Below are 26,048 nucleotides of genomic sequence, written 5' to 3'. Positions count from 1 at the left end.
ACTTCCTGCTGCCGGCCTCCGACGTACTGCCGATGCACTGCGCCGCCAACATCGGTGAAGCTGGCGACGTGACCCTGTTCTTCGGTCTGTCGGGCACCGGTAAAACCACCTTGTCCGCCGACGAGAGCCGTTACCTGATCGGTGACGACGAACACGGTTGGGGCGAAGGTGTGGTGTTCAACATCGAAGGCGGTTGCTATGCCAAGTGCATCGACCTGTCCGAGAAGAATGAGCCGGTGATCTGGAAAGCCATCAAGCATGGCGCCGTGCTGGAAAACGTCGTGATCGACGACGCCAAGCATGCCGACTACGCCGATGTCAGCCTGACCCAGAACAGCCGCGCTGCTTACCCACTGGAGCACGTTGCCAAGCGTTCCGAGAAGAACCTGGGCGGCGAGCCAAACGCGGTAATCTTCCTGACCTGCGACCTGACCGGTGTTCTGCCGCCAGTGTCCATCCTCAGCGAAGAGCAAGCGGCTTACCACTTCCTGTCCGGCTACACCGCTCTGGTGGGCTCGACCGAAATGGGTTCCGGCAGCGGCATCAAGTCGACCTTCTCCACCTGCTTCGGCGCGCCATTCTTCCCACGCCCAGCTGGCGAATACGCAGAGCTGCTGATCAAGCGCATCCGCGGCTTCGGCTCTAAGGTCTACCTGGTCAACACCGGCTGGACCGGCGGTGGCTACGGCGTCGGCAAGCGCTTCAACATCCCGACCACTCGCGGTGTGATCGCAGCGATCCAGAGCGGCGCGTTGATCGGTGCAAAAACAGAGCACCTCGACACGATCAACCTCGACGTGCCATTGGCCGTACCGGGCGTTGAAACCGGCCTGTTGAACCCACGTAATACCTGGGCTGACAAAGCTGCGTACGACGAAGCGGCGAAGGCGCTGGCGGGTCTGTTCATCGAGAACTTCAAGAAGTTTGAAGTGAGCGATGCGATCAAGGCTGCCGGGCCTAAGTTGTAAGATTCGAACGTTGTGGAAAAGCCGCCTCTTGTAGGCGGCTTTTTTGTGCGCGCAAGGTCAGTTGGCGATGTGCAATACCACTGCTCCGATCAGCACCAACACCACACCCAGCACTTGAACCACCGACAGACGCTCCTTGAAAAACACAAACCCCAGAATTGCCGCAATCCCGCCCGACAATGTACTGATCACGGTCACTACCGAAACCGACCCCGCCATCGCGCCCCATGAAAACGCCGAGAACCCACCCAGGTTCATTAAGCTTGCACCGGTCAGGGTTGCACAGTTCTTCAACGGCGGAATCTTCAGCCCGTCCTGGATCTTCAGCACCATCACCACCAGTACGCACAGACCCACTAGATAACCCAGCCAAAGCATGGTGACGGGCCCCAATGTGGGCAGTGTGTAGCGGCCTTGCAGCCAGAAGCTGGTGCCATACAGCAGCGCTGCGAGCATGGCGTAGGCGATGGATAGGCGCGGGTTGTTGTGGGGGATGTCGCTGTCCTTATGAATGCTGGAGAGGATGACGCCAATCACGCACAGGCCGATGCAACTCAGTTGGGTCAGGCTGATGTGTTCGCCGCTGGCCCAAGACAGCAATGTGGTGACTACGCCGTAGGACGTCACCAACGGCGCGACGATGGCGGCCTTGCCCATGGCGAAGGCCTTGGACAGCGCAAGTGCGCCAGAGACGGTGAGCAGAGCGGCAGCAATGCCGAGCAGCCACACGCTCATTGGGGCATCAAGGGACTTGAAGAGAAAGGCCGGGAAAATGACCAGCAACAAGGTCATGATCAAAAAGCCGAGGGCTTGGCCGAAGTACACGGCGCGTTTCACGCCGACGGCGCGGGCGTTGAGGCCCACGAGAAAATCCGTACCACCCCAGAGCAGGGCGGCCAGCAGGCCCATTGTTACGTCCATGTAAGGTCCTTGTTGTTATATTCGCACCAATTAAATATGGGAGCCGGGCTTGCCCGCGCTGCAGGCGTCTCGGTGAGCCAGTCTTATCGAGGTGATGCTATCGCAGGCAAGCCAGCTCCCACATTGGTTCTCTGTGTTCTTGAGGTCAGCTCAGGTTTTCCAGCGTCTGAGTGTCCCAGCTATGGGTCTTGATGGCCAGGTAGAGCATTCCGATGGTCAGCGGTAGCTTGTCGCCGTGCCCTTTGGTTCGGCGCTTGAGAAACACATCGAAGACCGGCGGGTTGAAGTAACGATAAGCGTCGTAGTCACCCAGGTCGAGGGCAAACTCCTGCTCCAGTGCTTCTACCAGTTGCTTAGCCTCGCTGCCGTCGCAACCTAAGTCGAAGTTGATCGAGGTCTGCAGATGAATGGTCTTGTGTTTCGGCAGGCCGATTTCCTCGTGCAGCAGTTGCAGGAGTTGTTGCATGGTGGTGTCTTCGGGGAAGTTGGGGGCGAGGTTCATGGTGGGGGCTCGCAGGAGTGGCGAATCACTGTGAGTATCACACCGTAGTGGCCGATATGTTGAGTTCTTTCTATGTTCACGGATATTTGCCGGGGCTGTTGAAAGGGCGCTAGTTTCAGTTAGAGAAAGGTGAGTTTTGTAGAGGGGCGGGCCGGAGTTTTAAGCAGTTTCGGAAGGGGATATCGCGGCGTTTGGAGGTTTCTTACAGGGCGTTCCGGGATTTGTGGCTTGCCGTGACTTAGCAGCAAAACAGGTGAGTAGTGTGGGGCGAGCTGGGGTGGATGTGTTGCAGGCGGTCGAGGTCGTAGGGCGGTGGGAAGAGGGGAAGGTTGCCTAAGGCAATTTCGGATAATTCTCGTTCGGCCTGGTAAAGGAGCGTTTCTTCGAGCAAGTCGAGGCGGTTGCGCAGGATGCTGCTACCGGGAGAGCAGTAAGGATCCTGGCCCACCCCGTATTTGTCGAGCATCAGCGCGAGGTGTTGCGGTACTTGGCAAGGACGGCTTCACGGGTCGGCAAGGGCTTGTCGACATCGGTCGGTTGGGTGTCGAATCCTTCCAACCGCAGGCTGGCCAAGTAATTGGAGCGACGGATCTTGTGGTAATGATCCTGTTTTTGCTCAAACGTCGGTTCGCTCATCGCAGCGTACTCCAGGGTCGCAAGGCCTGATTGTAGCGCAATGCGTCAGCGGGCAGGAGGGATAAAAACCATGTCACATTTTGTACAAAAATTGTGCCTGCGCTCTGAATTAAGCGTATGTTTCACCGCAAAATCTTGTAGGGCAATTCTGCCCACTACTTAAAGGGAGTTGAGCATGGGTTTGCTTCGTGTCGCCTCGGCGATGTCATTGTGTGCGGTGGCTTTTTCAATCCAGGCTGAGCAACTGCCGATTGAAGTACTCAGCGCGGTGGTCAAGGACCAGAAAATTGCTGACGCGGAAGTGCTGCTGCAACGCAACGGTGCACAAAACGTGGTGGGCCGCACCAATGCCCAGGGCCAGGTGACGCTGACCAGCGAAGCTGCCGACGATGCGTCCAATCTGCTGATCATCAAGAAACCTGGCTACTCCAACCTGGTGGTGAAGTGCCCGTGCAAGGGCATGACTTATGCCGTTAGCCCAGTCATGGAAAACCTCGACGGCCTGCGTGTGGTACTGACCTGGGGTAAAACCCCGGAAGACCTCGACTCCCACATGATCTTCCCCGGCAACAATATCTTCTTCGGCAACCAAAAAGGCACCGACGCCGAGCTGGATGTTGACGACACCGACAGCTACGGCCCGGAAACCATCACCCTGCAGAAAAAGCATTACGGCGAAAGCTACGTCTACGCCGTGCATGACTTCACCAACAGCGGCAATCCGGGCTCGCGCCAGCTATCCAACAGTGAGGCCAAGGTGTTTGTGTACATGGGCCAATCCCTGGTGCGCACCTACTACGTGCCGAAAAATCGTAGCGGCAACCTGTGGACGGTATTCCGTATGACCGGCAGCGGCGATTTCCAGGACATCAACAATTTTACTGGTGTGAACGTTGATGCGCCGAATGTGCTCAACGAAGTCAAACCGTTGCTGGATGACAGTGTGGCAGTCACTGCGGTAGCCGTTAGCTCTTCCGCACAAACCGATGCGAAGCGTCTTAACCTACAAGGCGAAGCTGCCTACCAAGCAGGCAATCTGGATCAGGCCATCGACCTGTTCCGTCAGGCTATCGAGCTGGACAATGGCTTCGGCAAAGCCTACGGCAACCTGGGTCTGGCGTATCAGAAAGCCGGTAACACGGCTGAGTCGATCTGGGCCAACCGCAAGGCCATCGCCCTGGCAACCGGTGCGAATGCCGCGACGGTGCGCGCTGGCGCTTACTACAACATTGCGCGGATCTATGAAGCGGCGGGACAGTTTTCGGATGCGTTGCGTCACTATCAGTTGGCCAAGGAGCAGAAGGCCAACCCGGTGTACGACACGGCGATTGAGCGGGTGCAGAACCGCTGATCGATAGCGAAACATGGTTTACCGACAACGCGCCCCAGTGGCGCGTTGTTTGTTTGCGCAATGGCTACTGGCGTGAGGCTGCGTCCAGGTCCATCAGCCCACGCCCATAGGCTTCGCTGTTAGCATAGATACCCGTTCGATTCGCTGTACTGAGCAGGCGCTCACGCACTTGTTGCGGTGTCATTTCGGGAAAGCGACTTTGCAATGCCGCCAAGGCACCACTGACCAACGCAGCGGCCGGCGAGGTGCCGGCGGTGGGTCCGTAGCTGCCATCCTTGTTGGTAGTCAATAACCCAGCACCACCGTCTCCTCCTGGCACCGCGATGCACCAGCGTGCCGCGAGGCCGCAATAATTGGATTTGAGATTGATGACGCTACCGTCGCTTTTGAGGGCCATGACGGCAATCCAGCCTTTCTCCAGTTCGGGCGCCAGCGCGGGCAGGCCAGGTTCGGCGAGAGGCTCACGCTTGACCTCGTTACCTGTTGAAAAAACGAATACGGCTCCTTCGGCCACCAACTTTCTCGCCACGCCTAACGAGTCACCCATCAGGCGCTCATAGACGGGAACCTCGTTGGTGTTGGCTTCAATGGGATTCGCCCATGAGTTACTGAAAATGCGTGCCCCCTTGGTATAGGCGAGCTCCCAGGCCTGGGCGATTTCACTATCGAAGTAGAACGGCTCCTTGTCATCACCGAAACGCATAGGGATCAACTGGGCGTTGAAGGCGATGCCATGGATGCCCTGATCGTTCTTGTTCGCGGCGAGAATACCGGCCATCTGGGTGCCGTGGCCCTTGATATCGAGGGTGCCTGGCTGCTGTCTCACGAAGTCGTAGCCCGGGTTGGCTACACGCCCATGAAACTCGGGTAGTGCTTGGTTGAGCCCTGAGTCGATCAGCGCAACCTTGACGCCCTGGCCGGTGCCGCCCCGCGCGTAGAGGGAGGATGCGTTGACGATAGGCAGGGCTTTTTGCGCTAGGTATTCGGACGTTTCGAAACGCTGTGTGTCCGGCTCCGCAGGCGATGTGACGGGGGCGCTTGCACAACCCAGCAGCAACGGCAGTGTGAACATAGCGAGATGTGGCAGTGAAAACAGTGAGCATCGGGACATTCACGACTCCTTGTCGGGGCAGATTATCTAGCGTGTTACTGTCTTCGTTTTTGCGCGGGCTTGCTGGTTTTCTCTGTATCAGTTTGTAGCGTTTATCCCCGACCTTTTCTTGATCGCTGATCTATGTTTTTACTTCTTCAGCGGTCAACGGAGTGACAGCCTATGCACGACACCCTCCAACAGGTCTTTGGTTATCCACAGTTCCGTCTGGGCCAGGAACAAACGGTCAGCGCCGTGCTTGCAGGCCGTTCGGCTGCCGCGATTTTTCCAACGGGATCGGGCAAGTCCCTGTGTTACCAGCTATCGGCTGTGCTGCTTCCGCATTTGACGTTGGTGGTGTCGCCGTTGTTGGCGTTGATGCAGGACCAACTGGGCTTCTTGCAGCGCCACGGCATTTCAGCGGGCAGTATCGACTCTGCCCAGAGCCGCGATGAAGCCAATGATGTAATGACTCGTGCCCGTTCGGGCGAGCTGAAAATCCTGATGGTTTCTGTTGAGCGGTTGAAGAACGAGCGCTTTCGTAACTTCCTGCAAAGTGTGCGGATTTCACTGCTGGTGGTGGACGAGGCGCACTGTATTTCGGAGTGGGGCCACAACTTTCGCCCGGACTACTTGAAGCTGCCGGACTACCAGCGTCAGTTCAATATCCCACAGGCGCTTCTGCTGACGGCTACAGCGACGCCCAAGGTGATTGCCGATATGCAGGCCAAGTTCGCCATTGCGCCGGAGGACGTGGTCACCACGGGCTTCTACCGGCCTAACCTCAACCTGCTGGTGGAGCCGGTGGGCGGCCCCGACAAACGTCGGCGCCTCGTGGAATGGATGAGCGAACGAGTCAATCAGCCGAGCATCGTCTATGTCACCTTGCAGAAAACTGCCGAACAGATTGCCGAATACCTGAATCGCAATGGTACCCAGGCTGAGGCCTATCACGCCGGTTTGCCCCACGATAAACGCGAAGGCATCCAACAACGCTTCATGGGGGGGCGTTCCAATTGCATCGTCGCTACCATCGCATTTGGGATGGGCATCGACAAAAGTGATATCCGCAATGTGGTGCACTTCGACCTGCCCAAATCCATCGAGAACTACAGCCAGGAAATCGGCCGTGCCGGGCGCGACGGTCAGCCTTCCGATTGCCTGGTGCTGGCTAACCGCGACAGCCTCAATGTGCTGGAGAATTTCGTCTACGGTGATACGCCGGAGCAAGAGGGTATCCGCCGTGTGCTGGAAGAGTTGCAGGCGGCGCGTGCAGAGGGGCAGTGGGAGTTTCTACTGAGGTCATTGTCGGACCACAGCAATATCCGCGAGCTGCCGCTCAAGACGTTGTTGGTACAACTGGAACTCAAGGGCGTGATTGCGCCGCGCTACGCGTTTTATGCCGAATACCGTTTCAAATATCTCATCGACCCCGAGGATTTGTTGGCACGGTTCAGTGGTGAGCGGCAACAGTTTGTCGCGGCGATCATCGACGTGTGCAAGCGTGCGAGAACCTGGGCGACGGTGGATTTTGACGCGCTGTATCAGCAGCACAATGCCGAACGTAATCGAGTGGTGAAAGCGCTGGATTACTTTCAAGAGCAGGGCTTGATTGAATTGGAAAGCAAGCAGATGACTGAGGTCTACAGCCTGCTGGACACCGACTTTGATCCACAGGCGTTGAGCGCGGAGTTATACACAGGCTTCAAGCAGCATGAAATTGGCGAAGTGGTGCGGATTCACTCCATGCTCGATCTTTTTTCCACCGAGTATTGCCTCGGGCAGCGGTTGGCCGGCTATTTCGGTGATGAAAATGCGCCCCAGCATTGTGGACATTGCTCGGTGTGCCATGGTCATGTTGCGCATCTGCCGGCACCACCGAGCTTACCGCCGCTTGTGGATAAAGACTTCATGGGACTGTGCGCGGATTTTATCCACAGGCATCATGCAGCCACCGGGCAACCGCCTGGCGCCGAGCGGCTAACGCGGTTCCTCGGTGGTATTAGCGTGCCGTTGTTCACCCGATTGAAGGCGCGGGGTATTCCGGGGTTTGCTGCGCTGGAAGATTACCCTTATGCCGAAGTACGCGAATGGGCCGAGACCCATCTGAGCCACCTGTAAATTCACTTTCACGAGACGTGCCCCATGCCTGACTCAGTGCCACGACGTGCCGATTACCCCCACTTTCAACCGATCATCACGCGTTGGCACGACAACGATGTGTACGGCCACGTGAATAACGTCACCTACTACAGTTTCTTCGACACGGCGGTGAATACCTACCTGATCGAACAAGGTGGGTTGGATATTCATGACGGTGACGTGGTGGGGTTTGTGGTGAGCTCGGCGTGCGACTACTTCGCGTCGGTTGCCTTTCCCGAGCGCATTGACGTTGGCGTGCGTGTGGGCAAGCTGGGCAATAGCTCAGTTCAGTATGAGTTGGCGGTGTTCAAGGCGGGCGAGGAAGAAGCCTGCGCGGCGGGGCGTTTTGTACATGTGTTCGTGGATCGAGGGTCGAACCAGCCGGTGACGATTCCGCCCCTGTTGCGCGAGGCGTTGCAGCGCTTGGTGGTGTAGGCGCGAACGCCTACACCCAAGGCCGGAGGTTTCAGGCCTTATCAATCATAACGGTAGTGATGCTTGTTCTTGCGATGCCCATAAGCATGGCCGCGCCCGCGATGGTCATCACGGTCATAGCGACGGTTGTCACGCCCACGGTAATGACGGTCTTCGTTGTCACTCTTGTTGCCCATGTAGTTGCCCAGTGCACCACCTGCGCCGCCACCGGCTGCTGCGCCGATCAGGCTGCCGGTGCTGCCGCCGACGCTACGGCCAACCACGTTGCCACCCGCCGCGCCCAGCGCACCGCCAATGGCGGCTTCGCCGCGGCTGCGTTTGTCGGCACCGACTGCACTACCACCCGCGCCGCCCAAGGCTGCACCGATGGTCGAACCGGTGTTGCCGCCTAGCTGCTGGCCAACGACCGAACCTAGAACCCCGCCCAATGCGCCGCCCACGCCTGCTTCGGCGGTGCCACCGGCCATGGCTGCGCCACTGACCAGGCCAAGGGACAACAAGAGAATCGAGGAGAACTTCATTAGGGAGACCTCAAGAGGATGACGGCGCGATCCTGAGGCTGTATCGGCATTGTGACAATAGAAATCCGACCAGTAACACGAGTTGTACACAATTCTCTAAGTTACTGTTTTGACTGGGGAACTTAAGTCTGTTTCACGGGTCTTTAGCTACTTCGGACAGGCCGCTTTTATGCAAAAGCGGCCTTTTTTGTGCCCGCAGGTTTATGCCGAGCGGGACATGATCAGCCCACTGTCACTCGCCGCTTCCAAACGAATCGCCACAAACTTCGATGTTGGCGTATGGCTACCCTCTCCGGTGCTTTCCAGCGGCACCAGCGGGTTCACTTCCGGGTAGTAAGCGGCTGCCTGGCCGGCCGGAATATCAAAGGCCAGCAAGGTGAAACCCTTCACGCGGCGCTCACGGCCGTCTTCCCACAGTGACACGATGTCGGCCTTCTGCCCCGGTTTGAAGCCCAGGCGAATAATGTCGGCCTCATTGACGAACAGCACGTCACGTTGACCTTTCACGCCACGGTAGCGGTCATCCAGGCCATAGATGGTGGTGTTGTACTGATCGTGTGAGCGCATCGATTGCATGATCAGGTCCGGCACCCGGCCTGTCGCGTGGGTACGTTCGTGAATCAGGTCTGCCGGCAGGACATTCGGACGGAAATTGGCGCGGCCCGACGGTGTGTTCCAGCGGCGCGCACCGGCAGCGTTGCCCAGGTAGAAGCCGCCCGGATGCTTGATTTTCTCGTTGAAGTCCTTGAAGCCCGGGATCGTGTCGGCGATCAGGTCGCGGATGCGCCCATAGTCAGCCACCAGCCAGTTCCAATCCACCGGCTTGCTGCCCAGGGTTGCGGCGGCGATACCGGCCAGGATCGCAGGCTCGGATTTCATCAGCTTCGACAGCGGTTGCAGTTGGCCATTGGAGCCATGAACCATGCTGAACGAGTCTTCTACTGTGACCGCTTGCGGGCCGTCGGCCTGGATGTCGATATCGGTTCGGCCCAGGCAAGGCAGGATCAGCGCGTCCTTGCCGTGCATCAGGTGGCTGCGGTTGAGCTTGGTGCTGATCTGTACGGTCAGGTCACAGCTGCGCAAGGCTTCAAAAGTGCGCGGGCTGTCCGGCGTGGCTTGGGCGAAATTACCGCCCAGGCCGATAAACACTTTGGAGCGGCCTTCGAGCATGGCGTGAATCGCTTCGACCACGTTGTGGCCATTGGTGCGCGGCACCTGGAACTGGAAGCGACGCTCAAGCGAGTCGAGGAACGCCACGGGCGGGCGCTCATTGATGCCCATGGTCCGGTCGCCCTGTACGTTACTGTGGCCGCGCACTGGGCACAGGCCGGCGCCGGGGCGGCCGATATTGCCGCGCAGCAGCATCAGGTTGGCAATTTCCTGGATGGTCGGCACCGAGTGGCGGTGCTGAGTGATACCCATCGCCCAGCACATGATCACGTTCTTGCCCTTGGCATACATGCGTGCCGCTTGCTCGATCTCAACCAGAGTCAGGCCGGACTGCTCGACAATTTCATCCCAGGAGGTGTCGTCGATCTGGCCCAAGTAGTCGAGCACGTTGGCGGTGTGCTCGTTGAGGAAGTCGTGATCGAACACCGCTTCCTTGCCTTCAGCCAGGGCTTGGCGCTCCCACAGCAGCAAAAACTTGGCCATGCCGCGCAGGATGGCCATGTCACCGCCCAGGGCGGGGCGGAAGTAGGCGGTGTTGGTCGGCTTGTCACCGTTGGTCAGCATTTCCAGCGGGTGTTGTGGATGCTGGAAGCGCTCCAGGCCGCGCTCTTTGAGTGGGTTGATGCACACTACTTGGGCGCCACGTTTTACCGCCTCGCGCAGCGGTTCGAGCATGCGCGGGTGGTTGGTGCCGGGGTTCTGGCCCCACACGAAGATTGCGTCGGCATGTTCGAAGTCATCAAAGGTCACGGTGCCTTTGCCCACGCCTACGCTCTGCGCCAGGGCTACGCCGCTGGCTTCGTGGCACATGTTCGAGCAGTCGGGGAAGTTGTTGGTGCCATAGGCGCGCACGAACAGTTGGTACAGGTAAGCCGCTTCGTTACTGGCCCGGCCCGAGGTGTAGAACTCGGCCATGTCTGGGTTGGGCAGTGCGTTGAGATGCTTGCCGATCAGGTCGAATGCGGCTTCCCAACTGATGGGCTTGTAACGGTCTGTCTCGGCGTCATAACGCATCGGCTCGGTCAGGCGACCTTGATACTCCAGCCAATAGTCACTCTGCTCCAGCAATGCGGTGACGCTGTGCTTGGAAAAAAAAGCAGCATCTACACGACGCTTGGTGGCTTCCCAGTTAACCGCCTTGGCGCCGTTCTCGCAGAACTTGACCATGCCGCTTTCCGGCGAGTCGCCCCAGGCGCAGCCCGGGCAGTCGAAGCCGCCGTTCTGGTTGGTCTTGAGCATCATGCGCAGGTTTTTCAGCGCGTTGTCGCTGGTCAGCCAGGCTTGTGCCACGCTGATCAATGCGCCCCAGCCACCGGCCGGGCCTTTATAAGGCTTGTAGCGCGGGGTTGGGGTTTGATCGGCTTGGTGATGATTGCTCATGGCTGGTTCTCCAACGCCGTGCTAGCGACATTTGTATGTTCAAGATTGCAATAGCTCTGGCGAGCTGCGGACGCAGACGTTTCAAGAGCAGGTGCCGCGCAGACTGGGCGCTTGGCGTTCACGGCGCGGTATCGCCGACGGATTGATCACTGTTTAGACTAGGCGCGACAAAGAGTCGCGTCTAATTGTCCGTGTTGATCTATTGATAGATGGCGTCGATCAAGGCTCTGGTCAAGGCTTCTTGGCGCAGATTGACGGGCTTATTCCAATGACGGTGACGTTTAGCACGTTTGTATCTTTGGTCATTCGGAACCCAAGTCTGTAGGACTGGTCTAGTCTTGGGCATCTGGAAACCCAATCCCAAGGAGAGCGCACTATGAGTCTTTTTAGTTTTGTTAAGGAAGCAGGCGAGAAGCTGATTAATCTGCTGACGCCAGGCAATGCCAGCGCCAGTGATGATTTGAAAAAGCATATCGAGGATGTAGGGCTGGGCAATCCGAATGTGCATGCCACCGTTGACGGTGACAAGGTCACGATTACCGGTGAAGTGGCCAGCCAAGAAGAGAAAGAGAAAATCATCCTGGCGGCAGGCAATATTGCCGGGGTGGCCAGTGTGGATGACCAGATCACCGTATCCGGCCCGGCGGTCGCTGCTGCCCGCTTCGTCGTAGTGAAAAAGGGCGACACCTTGAGCGCGATTTCCCTGGCTGTGTACGGCAACGCCAATCTGTACAACAAAATCTTCGAAGCCAACAAGCCTCTGTTGTCGCACCCGGACAAGATTTATCCAGGTCAGACACTGCGTATTCCTGAGTAATACGCGGGGCAAAATGTGGGAGGGGGCTTGCTCCCGATAGCGGTGGACCAGTCACAGTACCCTGGCCGATCACCGCTATCGGGAGCAGGCCCTCTTCTGCTTTGGGTTAAAGCCCGACGATGAGATCCCGGTAGTCTCCAACGGCCGCAAACTCTGCCGTATCTTTCGGCCCTTTCCGACTGTCGGGCTCCTTCACCGCCAGCAGATGCCCCACCCCAAAGTCCCGGGCGCTGCGCAGGATCGGCAATGTGTCGTCGATAAACAGACTGCGGGCCGGGTCGAAGGCAATGTCGGCGTGCAGGGCGTCCCAGAACTGTGGGCTTTCCTTGGCGAAACCGTAGTCGTGGGAGCTGATCAACCGCTCGAAATACGGCGCCAGTTCAATGCGTTCCAACTTCAATGACAGTGAATCACGATGAGCGTTGGTGATCAGGATCACGCGCTTGCCGGCCTGTTTGATCGCCGCCAGAAAGGTATCGGCGTCGGGGCGCAGGGCGATCAGGTGGGCGGTTTCCAGCTTGAGCTCACGCACGGGGATCTTCAGTTCTGCGCTCCAGAAATCCAGGCAATACCATTGCAACTGTCCGGCGTTACGCTCGAACAGAGGCTGCAACTCCATCTCGGCCATGGCCCGGCTCACGCCGTGCAATTCGGCGTAGCGCTGGGGCAGGTGCTCCATCCAGAAGTGGTTGTCGTAATGCAGGTCGAGCAAGGTGCCGTCCATGTCCAGCAGGACGGTGTCGATGGCGTGCCAGGGCAAAGAGGGCATGGGGCGGTCTCATGTAAGTAAAGATATCCGACACAGACAATCGGAAAAGCCACGGTATAGTAACCCGATCACGCCAAGGAGCCGCTTATGCGCCAGAAACCCACCGTCCTCGCCCGCGAAATAGTCGCCAGTAGCCGTTTGTTCCGCGTGGAGGAAGTGCAATTGCGCTTTTCCAATGGCGTTGAGCGGACCTACGAACGCCTGGTGGGGCGTGGTGCCGGCTATGGGGCGGTGATGATTGTGGCGATGATCGATGCCGAGCACGCATTGCTGGTGGAAGAGTACTGCGGCGGCACCGATGAGTATGAGTTGTCCTTGCCCAAAGGGCTGATCGAACCTGGCGAAGACGTGCTGGCGGCGGCTAACCGTGAGCTCAAGGAAGAGGCCGGCTATGGCGCGCGTCAATTGGAACACCTCACCGAACTCTCGCTGTCGCCTGGCTACATGAGCCAGAAAATCCAGGTGGTCTTGGCCACCGACCTCTACGAGGAGCGCTTGGAGGGCGATGAACCCGAGCCGATGCGTGTTGACCGGGTCAATCTGCGCGAGCTTTCGCAGTTGGCGCAGAACGAGCAGTTCAGCGAAGGCCGCGCCCTGGCCGCGCTGTACTTGGTACGAGACCTGTTGACCCAGCGTGGAGCGTTTAGCGCATGAGCGAACTGTTTTTAGGCCATCCGTTCATTGCCCCGGTGATTGAGCTGGCGCGTCAGGCCGGTGAAGTCATCCTGCCGTATTGGCGGGCCGACGTTGCCGTCACCTCTAAGGCGGATGACTCACCCGTGACGGCGGCGGACCTGGCTGCTCACCACCTGATCCTGAAGGGACTGACCGCCCTGGACCCGAGCATCCCGGTGCTGTCGGAAGAAGATGCGGATATCGACCAGAGCGTGCGTGCCGGCTGGCGGCGTTGGTGGCTGGTAGATCCGTTGGATGGCACCAAGGAGTTCATTGGTGGCAGTGAAGAGTTCACCGTCAATATTGCGCTGATCGAGCAGGGCCGTGTGGTGTTTGGCGTGGTCTCCATGCCCACCAGTGGCCGCTGCTATTTCGGTGGCGCGGGTCTGGGGGCCTGGCGCTCCGATGTCAATGAAGCGCCCAAACAGATCCAGGTGCGTAAGGCGCCAGCGGCGGGCGAGTCCTTTACCGTGGTTGCCAGCCGTCGCCATACCAGCCCTGAGCAGGAACGCCTGCTGGACGGCTTGAGTGAAGCATTGGGGACACTGAAGCTGGCCAATATTGGCAGCTCGTTGAAGTTTTGCCTGTTGGCCGAAGGCAGTGCCGATTGCTATCCACGCTTGGCGCCGACTTCGCAGTGGGATACTGCTGCGGCTCAAGGTGTGCTGGAAGGGGCAGGCGGTGAAGTGCTGGAATTGAGCGGTGAGCCGTTCAGCTATCCGGCGCGGGAATCGTTGCTGAACCCTTTTTTCCTTGCATTACCGGCCAAGGCTGCCTGGCGTGAGCGCTTGTTGACCTTGGCCAGATCTTAAAATCACAGCAGATCAAAATGTGGGAGGGGGCAAGCCCTCCCACATTTTTATCGGTGCAGGACGTATTGGCCGGTAAAGGCTACAGCGTGTTCTGTACTGCCCTCATTCACGATCCACGTCTCCAACGCCAACCGTGCACGGCCGTAGCGCTTGTACGTCGCCACAAAGCGCTTCCATGCTTTCTCTTCGGGGGCCGGGCATACCACCCTTGCATCCTGCGTGACCGGCAGCGGATAACTGATCTGCCCTTCCTGAATCACGATGTGCCCATCCTCAATCCCTTCTTCGCGCAGCTTCAAGTGCAGCCAACCCCAGCCCGCCAGTACCGCGCCACAATAGAGGCTGCCGCCAAACATGGTGCTCTTGTGGTTGATGTTGGCCTGCAGCGGCAAATGCAGTTCCAATTGCCCATGCTTCCAGCCGAGCACCTTGAGGCCCATCTCCCGGGTGAGGGGGATGTCGTGGTGAAGCACGGATTCGAGGTGATGGCTCTCGTGGCTCATGGGGGCCTCTTGGCGGGTGGTGAAAGTCATTCGTCGTCGGCGCTTTGATTGGCGAAGATCAGGCCGTGCTTGCGCAGTTTGTCATGCAGGGTCTTGCGTGGTACGCCCAAGGCTTCGGCGAGGCTGCGCATGGAGCTGTGGGGGCGGGTCAGTTCGGCGGCGATCAGGCTTTTTTCGAACTGTTCGACTTGTTCGCTCAAACCGCCTGGCGTGGAGGTGAGTACGCTGGTGGAAGGGTTGTCCTGAGTGTTGTCCAGTGCCAGTTCCAGGCCCAACGCAAAACGTTCTGCGGCGTTCTGTAGCTCCCTCACATTACCCGGCCAACTGTGACGCAACAGCAAGGCGCGCTGGCCCGGTTGTAGTTCGTGCAGCGGCAGGCCGTGACGGCTGCTGGCTTCGTCGGCAAAGTGCTGGAACAGCATCAGTGCATCTTCACCACGTTCCCGCAGCGGCGGGATGCGTAACGGCGCGACATTCAGGCGGTAATACAAGTCGGCCCGGAAGCGGCCCTGGTCAGCAGCCTGGCGCAGGTCTTCCTTGGTGGCGGCGATGATGCGGATATCCAGCGGGATCAGTTGGTTGCCGCCCAGACGCTCGACCACACGCTCTTGCAGCAGGCGCAGCAGCTTGACCTGCACATCCAGGCTCATGCTTTCGATTTCATCGAGAAATAGCGTGCCGCCGTTGGCGAATTCGAACTTGCCGATACGGCGCTTCTGCGCCCCGGTGAAGGCGCCGGGCTCATGTCCGAACAGTTCGCTTTCTACCACCGATTCAGCCAGGGCGCCGGCGTTGATCGCCACGAACGGCCCGTTGCGTCGGCTCGACAGGTCATGCAGCGCGCGGGCTACCACTTCCTTGCCGGCGCCGGTTTCGCCGAGGATCAGCACGTCGGCCTTGGTCGCCGCCAGGGCGCCGATCTGCTCGCGCAGGCGCAACATCTGTGGTGAGTGCCCCACCAGGCGCGTGCTCAGTTGCTGGCGGTCGCTGAGGGCCAGGCGCAGGCTGCGGTTGTCCAGCACCAGGCGGCGCAGGGCCAGGGCACGGCGCACGCTGTCGAGCAGGGCGTCGCTGGCAAAGGGCTTTTCGAGGAAATCGTAGGCGCCGGCACGCATGGCCTGCACCGCCAGCGGCACGTCACCGTGGCCGGTGATCAACAGTACCGGCAGCTCCGGGTCCTGGCTGTGCAGTTCAGCGAGCAGCTCGAGGCCATCCATGCCAGGCATGCGGATGTCGCTGACCACCACGCCCGACCAGTCCCGGGACAGGCGCGTGGTGAGGCCGGTGGCTTCGCCCAGGGTCAGGACTTTCAACCCGGCCAGGTCCAGGGTCTGGCACAGGGCCTGACGCAGGTGTGGATCGTCGTCGATCAACACCACCTGAATCTGGTTATCGATACTCATACACTGCGGTCCTCGGACGGTTGCAGACTGACGCCCGGCGAGCCGGCACGTAGTTTCAAGGTTAACAGCGCGCCGCCTTCCTTGTGGTTGGCGAACAGCAGTTCGCCGCCAAAGGCACGCATCAGGGTGTCACAGATCGCCAGGCCCAACCCCAGACCCTGGGTGCGGGTCTTGGTGGTGTAGAACGGTTCGCTGGCGCGGCCCAAGGCCTCCATGCAAAAGCCCGGGCCGTTGTCGCGAATGTACAGGTTGACGCCCTGCTCCGTGATTGCGGCACTCAGCCAGAGTTTGCGCGGCGGCCCCTTTTCGGTAAGGGCGTCCAGGGCATTGGCCAACAGGTTCCCGAGCACCTGGCGCAATCGGGTTTCCCCGGCTTGTACCCACAAGGTCGCTTCCGGCAGGTCGCGGATCAACTCGACTTCCATCGACCGTCGTCGTTTGGCTAGCAACGCCAGTGCATCATCCAGTGCCGGTTGCAGGGCCACGCTCTCCGGCGCATGGCGATCACGGCGGGCGAATGCGCGCAAGTGGGCGATGATCGAAGCCATGCGGCCGGTCAGTTCGCTGATCAGCTTGAGGTTGCCCCGAGCGTCGTTGGTGCGCTCATGGTCGAGCAGGATTTCGGCGTTTTCCGCATAACTGCGAATGGCCGCCAGCGGCTGGTTCAGCTCGTGGCTGATGCTCGCCGACATGGTGCCCAGCGCTGACAGCTTGCCGGCTTGCACCAGGTCATCCTGGGCGCGCACCAGTTCCTGCTGGGCGTGTTCGCGTTCCAGCACTTCCTGTTTCAAACGCCGGTTAAGGCCTTCCAAGTCGCTGGTACGCTCAGCTACGCGGGCTTCCAGTTCGCGGCGCGCCTTGGCTTCGAAGGCAATGCGCTCCAGGTAATGGCGTCGACGCTGCATCATCAAGCCCAGCAGCAACATCAACACCAGCAATGCCGCGCCACCGACAGCGACTACCGTGCGCACTGGGCGATTGATCAGCGAGCGCGGCGCGAGGATCTCCACGTTCCAGCCTGTTTCGGCGATGGCCGTGGATTGGCGCAGCCAGGCAGTGGGACTTAGCGCCAGTGGCTGTGGATCGCGGGTCGGGTAAGGTTGGATCGCGATAATTGCTTCGCGCTCTTCTACGGTCAGAGGCCGGGTGGCGCGAAATCGCCATTGCGGGCGTGACGTGAGGATCACCACGCCATTGTGGTCGGTCACCAACAGTTGTTCCGGCGTTTTGCCCCACAGGCTCTCGGTATGGTCCAGGTCGACCTTGACCACGAGCACGCCGATGATTGTGTCGCCATCGCGCACTGCGGCGGCGAAGAAGTAGCCGCGCTTGGCCGAGGTGGTACCCAGGCCGAAAAACCGCCCCAGGCGCCCGGCCATGGCTTCGCTGAAATACGGTCGGAACGAGAAGTTGCGGCCGACGAAGCTGTCTTGCTTGTCCCAGTTGGAGGCGGCCAGGGTCTTGCCAGTGGTGTCCATCAGGTACATCACCTCCGCCCCGGCCTGGGCAGCGACATCCTGGAGCAGCAGGTTGGCATTGGTCAGGTTCGTGCTCACCAGGGGGGCATCCAGGGCCGTGCGCAGCGCCGGCAAGTCACCCAGGATCTGCGGCAATACTTCGTAGCGGTGCAGGGTGCCCAACAGGTTGGCGACGTACAGGTCGAGGGTCTGGCGGTTCTGCCCGGCCAGTTCGCTGCGGTAATAACGCTCGGCCAAATGCTCCAGCGGCCACAGCAGCGGGGCCAGACATAACGCCAGCAAGGCGAGGCTGCGCCAGCGAGGTCTTCGTGGAAGGGGTGGAGTCATGGAAGTCATGCGCCTGTGGGTACAGGCGCATTATGCCTAGTGCTGCTCTGCAAGACACTCGTGCAGTGCGTCTTGCCAGTGCGGCTGGCTGACCTGCCATTGTTGTTGCAAGAGGCTGCAATCCAGGCGCGAGTTCAACGGGCGCTTGGCGGGCGTGGGGTAGGCGCTGGATGGGATCGCTTCCAGCTCGGCGCAGGGTTTGCCTTGCGCGCGCAGGTGTTGGCCAATCGCCTGGGCAAAACCGAACCATGAGGTTTCGCCCTGGGCGGTCAGGTGGTAGACACCCCACTTACCCGCTTCGCCAGCCAGCCAGCGCTCAATCAGGGCGCGGGTACTGTTGGCGATACTGCCTGCCCAGGTCGGCGCACCAATCTGGTCGGCGACGATGCGCATGTGCGGTTTTTCCTGCAACAGGCGTTGCATGGTCAGCAGGAAATTCTTGCCGTGGCTCGAATACACCCAGCTGGTGCGCAGAATCAGGTGCTCGCCACCCACAGCTGCTATCGCCTGCTCGCCCGCCAGTTTGCTCTGGCCGTAGACGCCCAGCGGGTTTGGCGTGTCGTTTTCGGTGTACGGCGTAGGCTTGCTGCCATCGAACACGTAGTCGGTCGAGTAGTGGATCAGCGGGATACCCAAGGCCTTGGCTTCTTCGGCAAGGATGCCGGGTGCGATGGCGTTGATGGCAAATGCTGCGTCCGGTTCGCTTTCGGCCAGGTCGACGGCGGTGTGAGCCGCTGCGTTGATGATCAGGCCAGGGCGATGGGCGCGCACTTGTTGGCGGATCTGGTCGGCGTTGGCCAGGTCGAGCTGGTCGCGGCCCAGTACGATGAGTTCGCCCAGGCCCTGGAGCCGCTGTTGCAACTCCTGGGAGACTTGGCCGTGTTGACCGGTGATGAGGATTTTCATGGGAACAGATCGGCTTCCATCAGCGGTTTACCGGCTTGATCCTTGGCTGACAGATGAGGGGCTTCGGTCAGTTCCCAGTCGATGGCCAGTGTCGGATCATTCCAGAGGATGCTGCGCTCGGCACTCGGCTGGTAGTAATCGGTCGTTTTGTAAAGAAATTCCGCGTATTCGCTCAGCACCACAAACCCATGGGCGAAACCTTCCGGCACCCAGAGCTGGCGGTTGTTCTGCGCGGACAAGCGCACCCCCACCCACTGGCCGAAGTTAGGCGAGCTGCGGCGGATATCCACGGCCACATCCAGCACTTCACCGGCGCAGACTCGCACCAGCTTGCCTTGGGTGTGCTCGAGTTGGTAATGCAGCCCGCGCAACACACCTTTCTGCGAGCGCGAATGGTTGTCCTGCACGAAGTCGCGCTTGAGCCCGGTGGCGTTTTCAAAAGCCCGCGCGTTGAAGCTTTCGTAGAAAAAACCGCGCTCGTCGCCGAACACTTTGGGTTCCAGGATCAATACACCTGGCAAAGAGGTCTCAACAACGTTCACTTGCGTTCTCCGGCGAGCGAGTACAGATACTGGCCATAGCCGGTCTTGCCGAAGTACTTGGCGCGCTCGAGCAGGTAGTCACGGTCGATCCAGCCATTTTCGTAAGCAATTTCTTCCAGGCAGGCGACTTTCAGGCCCTGGCGGTGCTCGATGGTCTGCACGTAGGTAGACGCTTCCAGCAGGCTGTCATGGGTACCGGTGTCAAGCCAGGCGAAACCACGGCCGAAACGCTCAACGTGCAGGTCACCGCGCTGCAGGTAGGCATTGTTGACGTCGGTGATTTCCAGCTCGCCACGGGGTGAGGGTTTGACTGCCTTGGCAATCTTGATCACGTCGTTATCGTAGAAATACAGCCCGGTCACCGCATAGCTCGACTTGGGTTTCGCCGGTTTTTCTTCGATGGACAGGGCACGGCCGTCTTTATCGAAGTCGATCACGCCGAAACGCTCCGGGTCCTTGACCCAGTAGCCGAACACGGTAGCGCCGCTAGGGCGTTGGGCCGCGGTGCGCAACTGGTCGCCGAAGTGCTGGCCGTGGAAGATGTTGTCACCCAGGATCAGGCACACCGGGTCATTGCCGATGAACTCCTCACCAATGATGAAGGCTTGGGCCAGCCCGTCTGGAGAAGGCTGCTCGGCATAGCTGAAACGCACGCCGAACTGGCTGCCATCGCCCAGCAAGTTACGGTATTGCGGCAAATCCACCGGGGTGGAGATCACCAGGATGTCCTTGATCCCCGCCAGCATCAGCACGGAGATCGGGTAGTAGATCATCGGTTTGTCGTACACCGGCAACAGTTGTTTGGACACGCCCAGGGTAATGGGGTGCAAACGGGTGCCGGAGCCGCCGGCCAATACAATGCCCTTCATCATGCGATCAGATCCTTTGCGTCAGTGTTGCCGAGTCGTTCACCTTGATAGCTGCCATCTTGGACCCTGCGGCACCATTCCAGGTTATCGAGGTACCACTGCACGGTCTTGCGCAGGCCGGTTTCAAAGGTTTCTTCCGGGACCCAGCCCAGTTCGCGTTCGATCTTGCTGGCATCGATCGCGTAACGCTGATCGTGGCCAGGGCGATCCTTGACGAATGTGATCAGGTCGGTGAATTTTTCCACGCCGGCCGGACGCTGGGGCGCCAGTTCTTCCAACAGGGCGCAGATACCGCGTACCACGTCGATGTTCTTCTGTTCGTTGTGGCCGCCGATGTTGTAGGTCTCGCCCACCACGCCGGTGGTCACGACTTTCAGCAGTGCCCGGGCGTGATCTTCGACGAACAGCCAGTCGCGCACCTGCAAACCATCGCCGTAGACCGGCAGTGGCTTGCCCGCGAGGGCGTTGAGGATGACCAGGGGGATCAGCTTCTCGGGGAAATGGAAAGGCCCGTAGTTGTTCGAGCAGTTGGTCAGCAGCACCGGCAGGCCGTAAGTGCGCTGCCAGGCGCGTACCAGGTGGTCCGAGGCTGCCTTGCTCGCGGAATATGGCGAGCTGGGTGCATAAGGCGTGGTTTCAGTGAAGAGGTCGTCTACACCGTGCAGGTCGCCATACACTTCATCTGTGGAGATGTGGTGGAAGCGGAACGCGCTCTTGGCCGGCTCGGTCAGCTTCGACCAATAGGCGCGAGTGGCTTCCAGCAGGCTGTAGGTGCCGACGATGTTGGTCTGGATAAAATCCGACGGACCGTCAATGGAACGGTCGACATGGGACTCAGCCGCCAGGTGCATGATCGCCTGGGGCTCAAAGCGCGCCAGTACGGCGCTGACGGTGGCCTGGTCGATGATATCGGCCTGGACGAACTCGTAGCGACTGTTGGACGCGATGCTTGCCAGCGACTCAAGGTTGCCGGCATAGGTGAGTTTGTCCAGGTTGAGCACTTCGTGCTCAGTATTGTCAATCAGGTGGCGAATCAGGGCAGAGCCAATGAATCCGGCACCACCGGTGATGAGAATGCGCATGTCGAGAGCCTTTTCCTTAGACGGACACTGGGCGAAAGAAGCATAGCTTGAGTTGTGAATCGGGCTGGTGCAAGCGCGGCGAGCATGAGGGGTTGATTAACTGCCCTCAACAATGGCGATATAGACGTCTAAAAAAACCGAGGTCGTCACAATGTTGCTTGACACATTGATCCATCGTGCCAGCTTACCTTGCCCACAGGTGAACCCTGACCAGGCGGCGCAATTACTCAAGCAGCATTATGGCCTTGATGGCCCGTTGCAGTCATTGGGCAGCCAGCAAGACCTCAACTACAAGATTGACAGCGACCGTGGCCGGTTTGTTCTGAAAATCTGCCGGGGCGACTACGCCGCCATCGAGTTGCAGGCCCAACATGCCGCCCTCAACGGTTTGCAGGGGCGAGAGCACATACGCGTGCCGAAGGTCATCCGGGCGCTCAACGGCGATGAGCTGCTGACCGTAAGTGTTGACGGGCAAACCCTGCATCTGCGGCTGTTGGAGTATATCGACGGCCAGCCCTTGACCGACTTGCCACACTTGAGCCGTGAGGTGATTGCAGGCTTCGGTGCGTTGTGTGGGCGGATGAGCCGCGCCTTGGTCGGTTTCGAACACCCGGGCCTGGAGCGCACCCTGCAGTGGGACCCGCGTCATGCGCAGGAACTGATCGCCCACCTGCTGGCAACCCTGGAAGACTTGCCTCACCGTGCCACTTTGGAGCAGGTGGCCCAGCAGGTCGATGAGTTCATTCGGCCTTTGGCGCAACGGCTGCCCTGGCAGGCGGTGCATATGGACATCACCGATGACAATGTCGTGTGGCAGCGCGATGCCCAGCGGCATTGGCAATGCCAGGGTGTGATCGATTTCGGCGATCTGGTCCACACCTGGCGCATTACCGACCTGTCAGTCACCTGCGCGGCACTCTTGCACCATGCCGACGGCGATCCGTTCGTCATCTTGCCGGCGATCCAGGCCTGCCACGCGATCACTCCGTTGCACCGTGAAGAGCTGCAAGTACTATGGCCGTTGATTGTCGCCCGGGCGGCGGTGCTGGTGCTGAGCAGCGAACAGCAACAACGCCTGGACCCGCAGAACGCTTACTTGCTGAAAAACGCCGAGCACGAGTGGGAAATCTTCCATGTGGCGACATCAGTGCCGTTCGAGCTGATGGAGGCCGCGATTCTGCGGAGCGTCGGTGACGCGTTGCCACCGATTGCCGACCAGGACTTCGCCCCGTTGCTACCGGGCCTGGTAGGGCGTGAGTTTGCGCTGATCGACTTGGGCGTACTCAGCCCGCATTTCGAGGCGGGTAACTGGGAGACGCCCGGTATTGATCGGCGATTGTTGGATGAGGCGGCGGCGGTGCATGGGCTGGCAGCCAGCCGATATGGGCAGTATCGGTTATCGCGCACGCGTCCTGACAGCGCCGCCGAGCCGGATACGTTTCCCCTTCATGTGGAGTTGCACCTTCCCCACGGCACGGTGGTGGAGGCCCCTTTTGCCGGAACATTACGTGAGGGTGACGACGGTTTATTGTGCGTGCATGACGCAGCGTGGAGCCTGCGTTTATGGGGCGTTAGAACACTGTTGAAACCTGGCTCGATATTGGTCAAAGGGCAAATCCTGGGTGAGGTGCATGCCCCGCTCACTGTCCAGTTGTGCCGAGCAGACCTTGTGCCGCCACTGTTCTGCACACCGTCCAGGGCGCCAACGTGGCAGGCGCTCTGTCCGTCACCTGCCACCTTGCTGGGGCTGGCGTGTGATGCTGAGCCGGACCTGGACCCCGAAGCCCTGTTGGCGCGACGTGACGCCAGTTTCGCCCGTTCGCAGAAGCATTATTACGTCGACCCGCCGCGTATCGAGCGAGGCTGGCGCAACCATCTGATCGACATGCAGGGCCGTTCCTACCTGGACATGCTCAACAATGTGGCCGTGCTGGGCCATGGCCACCCGCGCATGGCGGCGGTGGCGGCGCGGCAATGGTCGCTGCTCAACACCAACTCGCGGTTTCACTACGCGGCGATTGCCGAGTTTTCCGAGCGCTTGCTGGCGCTGGCGCCGGAGGGCATGGACCGGGTGTTTCTGGTCAACAGTGGCACTGAGGCCAACGACCTGGCGATCCGCCTGGCCTGGGCCTTCAGCGGCGGGCGCGACATGCTGAGTGTGTTGGAGGCGTATCACGGTTGGTCAGTGGCTGCGGATGCGGTGTCCACCTCGATTGCCGACAACCCCCAGGCATTGAGCAGTCGCCCTGACTGGGTGCACCCGGTGACCGCGCCGAACACCTATCGCGGTGAGTTCCGTGGGCCGGACAGTGCACCGGATTACGTACGAAGCGTGGAGCACAACCTGGCGAAAATCGCTGCGAATAAGCGCCAACTGGCGGGTTTTATCTGTGAGCCGGTGTACGGCAATGCCGGGGGTATCTCCCTGCCACCGGGGTATTTGCAGCAGGTGTACGGCCTGGTGCGGGCTCAGGGCGGTGTGTGCATCGCCGATGAAGTACAGGTGGGCTATGGCCGCATGGGGCATTTTTTCTGGGGTTTTGAAGAGCAAGGCGTGGTGCCGGACATCATCACCATGGCCAAGGGCATGGGGAACGGCCAGCCGTTGGGGGCGGTGATCACCCGACGGGAAATCGCCGAGGCGCTGGAGGCCGAGGGCTATTTCTTTTCGTCGGCGGGGGGCAGTCCGGTCAGCTGTCGCATTGGCATGGCAGTGTTGGATGTAATGGAAGAAGAAAAGCTGTGGGAAAACGCCCAGACAGTGGGAGGGCATTTCAAGGCGCGGCTGGAGGAGCTGATTGACCGTCATCCGTTGGTAGGCGCCGTTCATGGCTCCGGCTTCTATCTGGGCTTGGAATTGGTACGCGACCGGCAGACCTTGGAGCCCGCCACTGCCGAGACCGCACTCTTGTGTGACCGTCTGCGGGAGCTGGGGATTTTCATGCAACCGACCGGTGATTATCTCAACATCCTGAAGATCAAGCCGCCGATGGTCACGTCCAAACGCAGCGTAGATTTCTTTGTCGACATGTTGTCGAAGGTATTGGATGAACTCATGTAGATAGTCGATTGTTATCGGTTATAAGTTGTAAATTTTGCTAATTATGATTTTTTGTCGCTTTTAAAGCCGATTTTTATCCGCTATAAAGTCGGCCATTACCCCATTCGGAGTCCTTGACGCCATGACCACCCTGCACAGCACACCTCGCGCCGATGGCTTCTATATGCCTGCCGAATGGGCGCCACAGACCCAGACCTGGATGATCTGGCCCGAGCGCCCGGACAACTGGCGCCTGGGTGGCAAGCCGGCGCAGGCGGCTCACGTGGCGGTGGCCAAGGCCATTGCGCGTTTTGAACCGGTAACTGTCGCGGTTTCTGCCGGGCAGTACGAAAACGCTCGTGCGCGTTTGGACGTACCCAATATCCGTGTGGTGGAAATGTCCAATGATGACGCCTGGGTGCGGGATACCGGTCCGACCTTCGTCATCAACAACAGTGGCGAAGTGCGTGGGGTGAACTGGGATTTCAACGCCTGGGGTGGTTTTGATGGCGGCTTGTATGCGCCGTGGAACCGAGACTCGCAGGTGGGCGGCAAGATCCTTGAGATCGAACGCGCGCCGCGCTATCGCACCGAAGGGTTTGTGCTGGAAGGCGGTTCGATCCATGTCGATGGCGAAGGCACGGTGATCACCACCGAAGAATGCCTGTTGAACCGCAATCGCAATCCGCACCTGGATCGTGCGGCCATTGAGGCGGTGCTGAGCGCCAATCTGGCTGTGGATAAGATCATCTGGTTGCCGGACGGCCTGTTCAACGACGAAACCGACGGCCATGTGGATAACTTCTGCTGCTACGTACGTCCGGGAGAAGTGTTGCTGGCTTGGACCGATGACCCGCAAGATCCGAACTACGCACGCTGCCACGCTGCGTTGGATGTGCTGCAAAGCAGCACCGACGCCCAGGGCCGCTCGTTCACCGTGCATAAAATGCCGATCCCGGGGCCGCTGTTCGCTACCGAGGAAGAGTGCGCGGGCGTGGACCCGGTGGACGGCAGCCAGGAACGTAACCCGACCGTGCGGTTGGCCGGCTCCTACGTCAACTTCCTGATCGTCAACGGCGGCATCATTGCGCCGAGCTTTGACGACCCAATGGATAACCAGGCCAAGGCAATCCTGCAGAACCTGTTCCCGCAACATGAAGTGGTGATGGTGCCGGGCCGTGAACTGTTACTGGGTGGCGGCAATATCCATTGCCTGACCCAACAACAGCCGGCGCCGCACAAAAACTGAGTGCAGTTGTAACAGCGTTTGAGTTACATCTGAGCGTTACTCGTTTATAACGCTCACAGCAAGCCCGCGGCCCAGCAAGGTCGCGGGCTTTTTTGTGTTTAAAAGCCTATAAACACGGGACATTGGCACAGCTCTTGTATCGGTGTTGGCACCGTACCCAGGTTGATGACTGCGCAGTTCTGTCACAAACCTTGAGTAAGTTAGCCGCTCACGCAGTAGGAGAGAGCGCTGAAATGAATGCCGATATCAACCTGATCTATACGCGCCCGTTCCACCCGACGCGGGTCAACGGTGATGCGATCCATGCGCTGGCGTTGTGGTTGAAGGCAAACGGCTCGCGACAGGCCAGGCAGGCAGACCTACGCAGCGTGATGATTGAACGCTATCCGGCGGGGTTGTTCAGTGAGGATGAAGTCAGGGCGTTGTGCGAGTTGATGCAAAACTGAAGAACACAGGGATT

The 26,048-nt window shown here is 59.6% G+C and carries 24 protein-coding genes and 2 pseudogenes; 10 read left to right on the top strand and 16 right to left on the bottom strand.

Annotated features, from left to right (window positions below; translation table 11 throughout):
* Positions 1 to 968 (top strand): phosphoenolpyruvate carboxykinase (ATP) (locus ACRESD_RS16395; protein WP_431751885.1); only part of this gene is annotated, 968 nt, incomplete at its 5' end.
* Positions 969 to 1,025: 57 nt separating this feature from the next.
* Here ACRESD_RS16395 and ACRESD_RS16390 read toward each other — a convergent pair.
* From ACRESD_RS16390 to ACRESD_RS16375, 4 genes and pseudogenes are all read right to left on the bottom strand, one after another.
* Positions 1,026 to 1,889: an EamA family transporter gene (locus ACRESD_RS16390; protein WP_431751884.1), complete on the bottom strand. Its 864-nt coding sequence runs from the start codon at positions 1,887 to 1,889 to the stop codon at positions 1,026 to 1,028.
* A 145-nt stretch (positions 1,890 to 2,034) separates the two neighbouring features.
* The gene (locus ACRESD_RS16385; protein ID WP_431751883.1) at positions 2,035 to 2,391 is read right to left on the bottom strand and encodes a DUF1493 family protein; all 357 of its coding nucleotides are present in this window, start codon (positions 2,389 to 2,391) and stop codon (positions 2,035 to 2,037) included.
* Positions 2,392 to 2,668: 277 nt separating this feature from the next.
* Positions 2,669 to 2,857: pseudogene (locus ACRESD_RS16380) on the bottom strand (cell filamentation protein Fic); the annotation flags it as partial.
* On the bottom strand, positions 2,857 to 3,027 hold the full coding sequence (locus ACRESD_RS16375; RefSeq protein ID WP_139213517.1) for a YhfG family protein: 171 nt from the start codon (positions 3,025 to 3,027) through the stop codon (positions 2,857 to 2,859). The gene ACRESD_RS16375 and the pseudogene ACRESD_RS16380, both read right to left, overlap by 1 nt.
* A gap of 175 nt (positions 3,028 to 3,202) precedes the next feature.
* Between ACRESD_RS16375 and ACRESD_RS16370 the strand changes: the two genes are divergently transcribed.
* Positions 3,203 to 4,378 carry a tetratricopeptide repeat protein gene (locus ACRESD_RS16370; protein WP_431751882.1) on the top strand — a complete coding sequence of 392 codons (1,176 nt, stop codon included), beginning with the start codon at positions 3,203 to 3,205 and terminating at the stop codon, positions 4,376 to 4,378.
* Positions 4,379 to 4,442: 64 nt separating this feature from the next.
* Here ACRESD_RS16370 and ACRESD_RS16365 read toward each other — a convergent pair whose 3' ends face one another.
* Entirely contained in the window at positions 4,443 to 5,489 is a 1,047-nt protein-coding gene (locus ACRESD_RS16365) for a S8 family peptidase (protein ID WP_431751881.1), read from the bottom strand.
* 162 nt (positions 5,490 to 5,651) lie between these two features.
* Here ACRESD_RS16365 and ACRESD_RS16360 point away from each other — a divergent pair, with 162 nt between their 5' ends.
* Together ACRESD_RS16360 and ACRESD_RS16355 are read left to right on the top strand one after the other, a co-directional pair.
* Positions 5,652 to 7,589 (top strand): RecQ family ATP-dependent DNA helicase, encoded by a 1,938-nt coding sequence (locus ACRESD_RS16360; RefSeq protein ID WP_431751880.1) that lies wholly within the window; start codon positions 5,652 to 5,654, stop codon positions 7,587 to 7,589.
* 24 nt (positions 7,590 to 7,613) lie between these two features.
* Entirely contained in the window at positions 7,614 to 8,045 is a 432-nt protein-coding gene (locus ACRESD_RS16355) for an acyl-CoA thioesterase (protein WP_431751879.1), read from the top strand.
* Positions 8,046 to 8,086: 41 nt separating this feature from the next.
* Here the strand turns inward: ACRESD_RS16355 and ACRESD_RS16350 are convergent, their stop codons facing one another.
* The 3 genes and pseudogenes from ACRESD_RS16350 to ACRESD_RS16340 form a co-directional block, all read right to left on the bottom strand.
* Positions 8,087 to 8,566 carry a glycine zipper domain-containing protein gene (locus ACRESD_RS16350; RefSeq protein WP_431751878.1) on the bottom strand — a complete coding sequence of 160 codons (480 nt, stop codon included), beginning with the start codon at positions 8,564 to 8,566 and terminating at the stop codon, positions 8,087 to 8,089.
* A gap of 201 nt (positions 8,567 to 8,767) precedes the next feature.
* On the bottom strand, positions 8,768 to 11,116 hold the full coding sequence (locus tag ACRESD_RS16345) for an FdhF/YdeP family oxidoreductase (protein ID WP_431751877.1): 2,349 nt from the start codon (positions 11,114 to 11,116) through the stop codon (positions 8,768 to 8,770).
* Positions 11,117 to 11,118: 2 nt separating this feature from the next.
* Positions 11,119 to 11,238, bottom strand: a pseudogene (locus tag ACRESD_RS16340) (formate dehydrogenase accessory sulfurtransferase FdhD); the annotation flags it as partial.
* A gap of 254 nt (positions 11,239 to 11,492) precedes the next feature.
* On the opposite strand from ACRESD_RS16340, the gene lysM reads away from it, so the two are divergent.
* Positions 11,493 to 11,933, top strand: a complete 441-nt coding sequence (gene lysM / locus ACRESD_RS16335) for a peptidoglycan-binding protein LysM (RefSeq protein WP_431751876.1) — start codon at positions 11,493 to 11,495, stop codon at positions 11,931 to 11,933.
* A gap of 106 nt (positions 11,934 to 12,039) precedes the next feature.
* Here lysM and yrfG read toward each other — a convergent pair whose 3' ends face one another.
* A complete protein-coding gene (yrfG, locus tag ACRESD_RS16330) occupies positions 12,040 to 12,702 on the bottom strand; it encodes a GMP/IMP nucleotidase (protein WP_431751875.1) in 663 nt (220 codons plus the stop codon).
* Between the two features lie 87 nt (positions 12,703 to 12,789).
* Here yrfG and nudE point away from each other — a divergent pair, with 87 nt between their 5' ends.
* Together nudE and cysQ are read left to right on the top strand one after the other, a co-directional pair.
* Positions 12,790 to 13,356, top strand: coding sequence for an ADP compounds hydrolase NudE (gene nudE / locus ACRESD_RS16325; RefSeq protein WP_431751874.1), 567 nt, complete (start codon positions 12,790 to 12,792; stop codon positions 13,354 to 13,356).
* The gene (gene cysQ, locus ACRESD_RS16320; protein ID WP_431751873.1) at positions 13,353 to 14,189 is read left to right on the top strand and encodes a 3'(2'),5'-bisphosphate nucleotidase CysQ; all 837 of its coding nucleotides are present in this window, start codon (positions 13,353 to 13,355) and stop codon (positions 14,187 to 14,189) included. The genes nudE and cysQ overlap by 4 nt, the downstream gene beginning before the upstream one ends.
* 47 nt (positions 14,190 to 14,236) lie before the next feature.
* Here the strand turns inward: cysQ and ACRESD_RS16315 are convergent, their stop codons facing one another.
* Genes ACRESD_RS16315 through rfbB form a run of 7 tightly spaced genes read right to left on the bottom strand, consistent with a single transcriptional unit; the run spans position 14,237 to position 21,299 of the window.
* Positions 14,237 to 14,692: a YiiD C-terminal domain-containing protein gene (locus ACRESD_RS16315; RefSeq protein ID WP_431751872.1), complete on the bottom strand. Its 456-nt coding sequence runs from the start codon at positions 14,690 to 14,692 to the stop codon at positions 14,237 to 14,239.
* Between the two features lie 26 nt (positions 14,693 to 14,718).
* The gene (locus tag ACRESD_RS16310) at positions 14,719 to 16,095 is read right to left on the bottom strand and encodes a sigma-54-dependent transcriptional regulator (RefSeq protein WP_431751871.1); all 1,377 of its coding nucleotides are present in this window, start codon (positions 16,093 to 16,095) and stop codon (positions 14,719 to 14,721) included.
* Positions 16,092 to 17,900, bottom strand: a complete 1,809-nt coding sequence (locus tag ACRESD_RS16305; protein ID WP_431751870.1) for a sensor histidine kinase — start codon at positions 17,898 to 17,900, stop codon at positions 16,092 to 16,094. The genes ACRESD_RS16310 and ACRESD_RS16305 overlap by 4 nt, the downstream gene beginning before the upstream one ends.
* Positions 17,901 to 17,936: 36 nt before the next feature.
* On the bottom strand, positions 17,937 to 18,806 hold the full coding sequence (gene rfbD / locus ACRESD_RS16300) for a dTDP-4-dehydrorhamnose reductase (RefSeq protein ID WP_431751869.1): 870 nt from the start codon (positions 18,804 to 18,806) through the stop codon (positions 17,937 to 17,939).
* A complete protein-coding gene (gene rfbC / locus ACRESD_RS16295; protein WP_431751868.1) occupies positions 18,803 to 19,348 on the bottom strand; it encodes a dTDP-4-dehydrorhamnose 3,5-epimerase in 546 nt (181 codons plus the stop codon). Before rfbC ends, rfbD begins: the two co-directional genes overlap by 4 nt.
* On the bottom strand, positions 19,345 to 20,220 hold the full coding sequence (gene rfbA, locus ACRESD_RS16290; protein ID WP_431751867.1) for a glucose-1-phosphate thymidylyltransferase RfbA: 876 nt from the start codon (positions 20,218 to 20,220) through the stop codon (positions 19,345 to 19,347). Before rfbA ends, rfbC begins: the two co-directional genes overlap by 4 nt.
* Complete coding sequence (gene rfbB / locus ACRESD_RS16285) at positions 20,217 to 21,299, bottom strand: dTDP-glucose 4,6-dehydratase (RefSeq protein WP_431751866.1); 1,083 nt, start codon at positions 21,297 to 21,299, stop codon at positions 20,217 to 20,219. Before rfbB ends, rfbA begins: the two co-directional genes overlap by 4 nt.
* A gap of 151 nt (positions 21,300 to 21,450) precedes the next feature.
* Between rfbB and ACRESD_RS16280 the strand changes: the two genes are divergently transcribed.
* The 3 genes from ACRESD_RS16280 (at position 21,451) to ACRESD_RS16270 (ending at position 26,034) form a co-directional block, all read left to right on the top strand.
* Positions 21,451 to 24,360: an aminotransferase gene (locus ACRESD_RS16280; protein WP_431751865.1), complete on the top strand. Its 2,910-nt coding sequence runs from the start codon at positions 21,451 to 21,453 to the stop codon at positions 24,358 to 24,360.
* Positions 24,361 to 24,481: 121 nt separating this feature from the next.
* Entirely contained in the window at positions 24,482 to 25,588 is a 1,107-nt protein-coding gene (aguA, locus tag ACRESD_RS16275) for an agmatine deiminase (protein ID WP_431751864.1), read from the top strand.
* A gap of 233 nt (positions 25,589 to 25,821) precedes the next feature.
* Positions 25,822 to 26,034, top strand: a complete 213-nt coding sequence (locus tag ACRESD_RS16270) for a hypothetical protein (RefSeq protein ID WP_431751863.1) — start codon at positions 25,822 to 25,824, stop codon at positions 26,032 to 26,034.
* Positions 26,035 to 26,048 lie beyond the last annotated feature (14 nt).

Source organism: Pseudomonas sp., assembly GCF_050739995.1.
Taxonomy (GTDB): Bacteria; Pseudomonadota; Gammaproteobacteria; order Pseudomonadales; family Pseudomonadaceae; genus Aquipseudomonas.
The sequence above is the reverse complement of the archived record's forward strand: the minus strand, read 5'-3'. Positions and strand labels throughout refer to the sequence as shown.